Below are 6292 nucleotides of genomic sequence, written 5' to 3'. Positions count from 1 at the left end.
ACTGGTAACGCTCTCTTTTTCAAGCTCTTTGTCAGATTAAGTCGGAACTAATACAGTTTATTACTTGCCATACCAAATCCTGCTCAATTTTGTATACGACATATTGTCAAATATACAAATGCATATGCAATTTAGTGCAAGTGTTTTTTTGAGAAAACCTTTGTTCTGTAAGGGTTTTTAACGATTTGAAAAGGGTTTGAAATAAAGGAGTGGTGGGTTGTGAGGGGATCGAACCCGCGACAAATTGATTAAGAGTCAACTGCTCTACCGACTGAGCTAACAACCCACTGAAATATCCGACTATTTTATATAAAATTAAAATGTAATGCAATCTATCAATTTAAATTTATTCATAATATTTGTAATTCTGAATAATAAAACTGGATAAACAATACCAGTATTTAACACTTCTTGATATACATTAGATCTTTAATCTAGATAAATGTTGTTTCTTCAAAGATATATTATTTTTAAGAGTAAATAATTAATTTTTGATTTAAAAACTCTCTTGCTTCTTCAACAAGAGAGTTTTTACAAGAGTTACAGATTTTTGATGGCTAAATATTGCTGTTGTAATTTTGCTTTATCATCAATATAACTTTGTTGTTTTGCTTTTTCTTTAGCAACCACTGCTGCTGGTGCTTTATCAACAAAGCTGGCATTAGATAGCTTATTATCAATGCGAGCAATTTCACTATCAATACGTTCAATCTCTTTTGCTAAACGTACAAGTTCATCTTCTTTATTAATCAATCCAGCCATAGGTATTAATAACTCTGCACCTTCAATTAACTTAGTAACTGATAATGGTCCAGTTTCACCCTCATCCAATAATACGATTTCAGATAGTTTACCTAATGCTTCAATAAAATTAACATTATTACTTACAATACGATGTACAGTTGGCGATGCTTTACGGATCAGTAATTGCAATGGTTTACTTGGAGCAATATTCATTTCAGCACGGATATTGCGCACCGCTATTACTGCATCTTTAATCCAATTAGCATCAGCCACAACTTCATCATTCTTATATTGTTGATCATATTTAGGCATTGGCTGAAGCATAATGGTATCTGCGGTGATATTCATTAAACCTTTAACATTTTGCCAAATTGCTTCGGTAATAAATGGAATAATTGGATGGGCAAGCCGTAATAAAGCTTCTAAAACAGTTATTAAAGTGTGGCGAGCCGCTCGTTGTTGATTAGCTGAACCATTATTAAGTACTGATTTAGTAAATTCTAAATACCAGTCACAAAATTGATTCCAGGTAAATTCATATAAAATATTGGCAGCTAAATCGAAACGGAATGTGTCAAAAGCCTCTCGATAGGCTTTAACTGTTTGGTTAAATTCAGCTAAAATCCAGTTATCAGCTAGTGAATACTCAAACTCACCACCATTAAATCCGCAGTCATGCTCTTCAGTATTCATTAATACATAACGACTAGCATTCCATAGTTTATTACAGAAATTACGGTAACCCTCTAAACGTTTGAGATCCCAATTAATATCTCGCCCGGTAGTGGCTAGAGCGGCTAAAGTAAAACGCAATGCATCAGTACCATGCGCTTCAATACCATTAGGAAATTGCTTGTCTGTCCGCTTAGCAATTTTTTCAGCAAGTTGTGGTTGCATCATATTGCCAGTACGTTTTTTTACAATATCTGCTAATGAGATACCGTCAATCATATCTAAAGGGTCAATCACATTTCCTTTAGCTTTTGACATTTTTTGTCCTTCTTCATCACGAATTAGACCAGTCACATAAACAGTTTTGAAAGGGACTTGAGATTTACCATGCTCATCTTTAATAAAATGCATGGTCATCATAATCATTCTGGCGACCCAGAAAAAGATAATATCAAATCCAGTCACTAAAACATTGGTTGGATGAAAAGTTGCTAACTCATCGGTATTTTCAGGCCAACCTAGTGTTGAAAAAGTCCAAAGCGCTGAGGAGAACCAAGTATCTAACACATCTTCGTCTTGAGTTAATTCAATATCATTAGCAAGATTATTATTACGACGTACTTCTGCCTCATCACGCCCTACATAAACATTACCTTGCTGATCATACCAGGCAGGAATTTGATGTCCCCACCATAATTGACGGGAAATACACCAATCTTGAATATCATTCATCCAAGAAAAGTACATATTTTCATATTGTTTCGGTACGAATTGAATATCACCATTTTTCACTGCATTAATTGCTGGTTCAGCTAATACTTTGGCTCTTACATACCATTGATCGGTAAGCATTGGTTCAATGACTACGCCACCACGATCACCGTAAGGAATCGTTAAGTTATGAGGTTCGATTTTTTCCAAAATCCCCATTGATTCACATTCCGCAACCACTGCTTTACGAGCAGCAAAACGTTCTAATTTTTGGAACTGTGCAGGCAGTTCGGATGAATAAGCATCACTTGGCTCACCATTGGTATCAAATACTTCAGCTTGTTGACGAATATCACCATCGAAAGTAAAGATATTAATCATTGGCAATTGATGACGTCGCCCTACTTCATAGTCATTAAAATCATGAGCAGGAGTGATTTTTACACAACCAGTCCCTTTAGTCATATCGGCATGTTCATCACCAACAATAGGAATTCGACGATTAACAAAAGGCAAGATTACATATTTACCAATTAGATCTTTATAACGTGGATCTTCAGGGTTTACCGCAACACCGGTATCTCCAAATAATGTTTCAGGACGAGTTGTAGCGACAACTAAGTAATCTTTGTTATCGGCAGTTTTAACACCATCCGCTAATGGATAGCGTAAATGCCACATTGAACCTTTGACTTCCCGATTTTCAACTTCAAGATCAGAAATGGCGGTACGTAATTTTGTATCCCAATTTACTAATCGTTTACCACGATAAATTAAATCTTCTTGATATAATCTAACAAAGACTTCTTTAACCGCATTGGACAAACCTTCATCCATGGTAAAGCGTTCACGATCCCAATCAACAGAATCACCCAAACGTCGCATTTGTTTAGTAATACTGCCACCCGATTCTGCTTTCCACTGCCAGATCTTTTCTATAAATGCCTCACGTCCATAATCATGTCGTGTTTTATTCTCTTCAGCAGCAATTTTACGCTCCACTACCATTTGAGTTGCAATACCTGCATGATCTGTTCCCGATAGCCATAAGGTATTATCACCTTGCATACGATGATAACGAATCAACGCATCCATAATTGTTTGTTGGAAGGCATGCCCCATATGTAAACTACCGGTAACATTAGGCGGTGGAATAGCAATGCAAAAACTTGGCGCTAATTTATTGCCATTAGGTTTAAAATAGCCACTTGCTTCCCAATGTTGATAAATAGGTTGTTCAATTTCTTGTGGATTATAAGTCGTGTTTTTCATAATTTAAGCATAAATCCTGATTCAAGAGATAAAAATGGCTCTATTCTACAGTAAATTTACACAACAATAAATTAGCAGGACCATAAACAAGTAGATTTAATCTGCATTTACAAATCACCTTAAATAAAAAAAGTGATTTTTGAAATAATATTAAAAAAACCGCTTCAATTTAAAAGCGGTCGATATGAAATGATTATAATTTTTTAACTAAATTGGCGGATTTTATGAATGTTGCTGTTGGTAAATAAAATTATCAATTAATCTAGTTTTACCAATGAATACTGCTAATGCACATAAACTATCTTGCTCTAGGAGTTCAACTGATTTTAGTGTTTGCAGATCAACAAATTCAATATAATCAATCTTAGCTAAGGGTTGTTTAGCAATAACATCATGCATAGCTGCATCAATTATTGCAACTGATCTTTCACCCTGTTTTATCATTAAGTTAGCTAACTCAATGGCTTGATATAAACAAATTGCAGCGATTCGTTCATTTGGTGATAAGTAGCTATTGCGAGAACTTTTAGCAAGCCCATCAGATTCACGCACAATCGGACAACCAATAATATCAATATCAAAATTTAAGTCTTTAACCATACGCTTAATAACTGCCAATTGTTGCGCATCTTTTTGTCCAAAATAGGCTCGATTTGGTTGTGTAATATTAAACAGTTTAGAAACTACAGTACAAACACCTTTAAAATGTCCCGGCCGCTTTTTACCGCACAGCGCATCTGTCAAACCATTTACATCAACGTAACTATTAAAATGAGCAGTATACATTTCACTTGCAGATGGACAAAAAATCAAATCAACCCCCATTTTCTCGCAAGCAATTTTATCACGCTCAAGATCACGTGGATAACTGGCTAAATCTTCAGAAGGTCCAAACTGAATAGGATTGACAAAAATAGTAACAATCACTTTTTGATTATCTTTTTTAGCTGCCGCCATCAAACTTTGATGACCTTCATGTAAAAAACCCATTGTTGGCACTAAGCCAATGCTATACCCAGATTGACGCCAAGATTTAACTTGCTTACGCACTTGCTCTATTGTTGTTACCACTTCCATTAGACAATGCTCCTATTGTCGGTTAAAAACTCACTTTTTAGATTTTGTATAATTACATCATCAATAGCAAACTCATGAATTGAAGCAGGAAACTGTTGCTCGGTAACCTCATGACAATATTGTTTAAACGCTTGTTTCATTTGCTCGCCAATTGGAGCAAACGATTTTGCAAATTTTGATGATACACCATCATACATAGATAACATGTCCTGATACACCAATACTTGACCATCACAACCTGCGCCCGCGCCAATTCCAATAGTTGGAACACTTACCAATTCTGAAATGAGCTTAGCTAAAACTGCTGGTACACACTCAAGTAAAATTGCAGCAGCACCCGCTTGCTCAACTGCTAAGGCATCAAGGATAATATTTTTAGCTTGTTGATAATCTTTACCTTGAACTTTATATCCACCTAAAGCAAGTACAGATTGAGGCATCAATCCTATATGGGCAATGACAGGAATGGAGGCTTGAGCAATCATTTTTATATGTTCACAAAATGCCTGTCCACCTTCTAACTTAACGGCTTGAGCTTGACCTTCTTTAATCAAACGCCCCGCGTTTAATACAGCATCATAAACGGATGTATGGTATGACATAAATGGTAAATCCGTCACCACAAACGCTGTTTTAGCCGCTCTTGCTACTGCTTTTGAGTGATGGATCATATCCTCCATAGTTACCGATACGGTACTATCATAACCAAGCATTACCATACCCAATGAATCACCGACTAAAAGACAATCTACGCCGCTTTCATCCATTAGTTTGGCTGTTGTATAGTCATATGCAGTCAACATGGTTATTTTTTGTTGATTTTGTTTTCGTTGTTGTAATGTAAGAATCGTATTTTTCAAGGTAAAAGCTCCAGCTCTAATTGTCGATAGTCACTATTTGGATGTTTTTTACGACTAATATTAAGTAAAATAAGAGATAATTGTTGATAAATATCTTTAAATTCAGTCGGCATTACTGCCAGATGCTGTTTTATGGTTTCTATGTCACCACGTTCAATAGGACCAGTCAATGCATCAATTATTCCCACTTGGTGAACAGTATTAGCATTATCAAAAAATAATGGTCGCCAGGCCTGTTCGCTAAATTCAGAATCCAATCCACATTGGGTTAACAAATTAACACCAATTTGTGCTAATGCTATCACTTGATTACTGAGCATAACACAGGCAGCATGATAGAGAGGTTTTTTTCTAGCGCAAAGGGTAGCAATAGGATTATTTAATAACGAAAAGAATGTTTGCAGTTGTGGAATAAAGTTTCGGTTAGCTTCAAGTGTAAAATAAGCTTTCGGCATATTTTGATAACAATCAAATCGATCATAGATGGCATATAATGGATGTAGAGAAAAAGCAAAGGGATGCACAGATGTGTTATCGCAAAATACTTTTGAGGTTAAAAGACCACTGCAATGACCAATCCATTTATTTTTTATAGGTAAGTGGCAAAGCTCTAACCAAACGATTTTAATTTGGTTATCAGGAACAGTGACGAACAAGCAATCACAACTATTGACTAAATCAGCAAGTGTTGAATAAGCATACGTTTGTGTAAACTCACTCGCTTCTTTCGCGGTTTGATAAGATCGGCTATAAAATCCAGCAATCTTAAAACCACACATTGCAAAATATTTAGCTAATGTGCATCCAACTTTACCTGCACCAATAAAACCGATATTCATTATTAATCTGCAAAAAAAAATTACAGCATTATAGCTCAATCTACGTTAGATTCAATGTTATTAGCGTGATATAGAATTTGATGAAATATCAGATTTGATAAATCAAAATCTATACTT

The 6292-nt window shown here is 35.5% G+C and carries 4 protein-coding genes and 1 tRNA gene; all 5 read right to left on the bottom strand.

Annotation, left to right across the window (positions count from 1 at the left end; translation table 11 throughout):
• Window positions 1–210 precede the first annotated feature (210 nt).
• Window positions 211–286: transfer RNA gene (locus tag Q0K76_RS11940), tRNA-Lys, on the bottom strand.
• Window positions 287–540: 254 nt separating this feature from the next.
• Complete coding sequence (locus Q0K76_RS11935) at window positions 541–3399, bottom strand: valine--tRNA ligase (protein WP_294615899.1); 2859 nt, start codon at window positions 3397–3399, stop codon at window positions 541–543.
• 222 nt (window positions 3400–3621) lie between these two features.
• A complete protein-coding gene (panC, locus tag Q0K76_RS11930; protein ID WP_294615898.1) occupies window positions 3622–4476 on the bottom strand; it encodes a pantoate--beta-alanine ligase in 855 nt (284 codons plus the stop codon).
• On the bottom strand, window positions 4476–5336 hold the full coding sequence (panB, locus tag Q0K76_RS11925; protein WP_294615897.1) for a 3-methyl-2-oxobutanoate hydroxymethyltransferase: 861 nt from the start codon (window positions 5334–5336) through the stop codon (window positions 4476–4478). Before panB ends, panC begins: the two co-directional genes overlap by 1 nt.
• Entirely contained in the window at window positions 5333–6175 is an 843-nt protein-coding gene (locus Q0K76_RS11920; protein WP_294615896.1) for a Rossmann-like and DUF2520 domain-containing protein, read from the bottom strand. The genes panB and Q0K76_RS11920 overlap by 4 nt, the downstream gene beginning before the upstream one ends.
• Between the last annotated feature and the right edge of the window lie 117 nt (window positions 6176–6292).

Source organism: uncultured Gilliamella sp. (assembly GCA_945271295.1).
Classification (GTDB): Bacteria; Pseudomonadota; Gammaproteobacteria; order Enterobacterales; family Orbaceae; genus Gilliamella.
Note: the sequence above shows the minus strand (reverse complement) of the source record. Positions and strands in the feature narration are given on the sequence as shown.

Bases quoted from the DNA above. Each gene is read 5' to 3' on its own strand.
- Q0K76_RS11935 (WP_294615899.1), bottom strand. From the start codon at position 3,399: ATGAAAAACACGACTTATAATCCACAAGAAATTGAACAACCTATTTAT.
- panC (WP_294615898.1), bottom strand. From the start codon at position 4,476: ATGGAAGTGGTAACAACAATAGAGCAAGTGCGTAAGCAAGTTAAATCT.
- Q0K76_RS11920 (WP_294615896.1), bottom strand. From the start codon at position 6,175: ATGAATATCGGTTTTATTGGTGCAGGTAAAGTTGGATGCACATTAGCT.